Origin of the sequence: Bariatricus sp. HCP28S3_A4, from assembly GCF_052066395.1 — a bacterium.
Lineage (GTDB): Bacteria > Bacillota > Clostridia > Lachnospirales > Lachnospiraceae > Allocoprococcus.
Genome location: NZ_JBQHSE010000089.1, coordinates 1 through 937, shown reverse-complemented (window position 1 = coordinate 937; position 937 = coordinate 1). Strand labels below are relative to the sequence as shown.

At 35.5% G+C, this 937-nt stretch carries 1 protein-coding gene; it reads left to right on the top strand.

Translation table 11 applies throughout. The features are described from left to right. Window positions 1-52 precede the first annotated feature (52 nt). The coding region (locus tag ACTNBF_RS16470) for an IS1634 family transposase (protein WP_441089705.1) at window positions 53-937 on the top strand (885 nt) is incomplete at its 3' end.

The window sequence follows — 937 nt, the reverse complement described above, 5'->3', positions numbered from 1 at the left end:
TATTGTATTTTATTGCAATGTATGGTATAATGTGGAAAAGGGGGTATTTCCTATGAGAGTTATTACATCCAAATCAAAAAATGCTGAATCCTTTTATATCTCAAAAGGATACATCAACGATAAAGGTGTAAGCACTTCTGTTATTGTTCGGAAATTGGGAACTTTAAAAGATCTTTTACCTGAACATGGACCAACTCGTGATGATGTGATGGCTTGGGCTAAAGAAGAAGCCAGACTTGAAACCTTAAAGTACAAACAAGAACAGGAAAACAAATCGATCCAGATTACTTTTCATGCTGACAGACAACTGGATTATGAGAAACAAGTTTTCTATCGCGGCGGTTATCTTTTTTTACAATCCATCTATTATCAACTCCATATAGATAAAATTTGCCGCAAATTAAAATCAAAATATAAATTCAAATATGATATCAATGCAATCCTTTCCGATTTAGTTTATGCCAGGATTCTGGAGCCTTCCAGCAAACGCTCTTCTTTTAAAGCAGCGTCAGAATTCTTAGAGAAGCCTTCTTATGAACTCCATGATGTTTATCGTGCATTGGACGTTCTTGGGAATGAATGTGATCTCATACAATCAGAAGTTTATAAAAACAGTCATTTTTTAGGATCCAGAAATGATAAAGTCCTTTATTATGATTGTTCGAATTATTACTTTGAGATTGAACAGGAAGATGGCAGCAAAAAATACGGAAAAAGCAAAGAACACCGACCAAATCCTATTATCCAAATGGGATTATTTATGGATGGGGATGGCATTCCACTTGCTTTTTCACTCTTCCCCGGAAACGCAAACGAACAAACCTCACTAAAACCATTGGAAAAGAAAGTTCTTGGAGAGTTTGGCTGTCAGAAATTTATCTATTGTAGTGATGCCGGACTGGGATCTGAAGATATCAGATCCTATAATCATATGGGA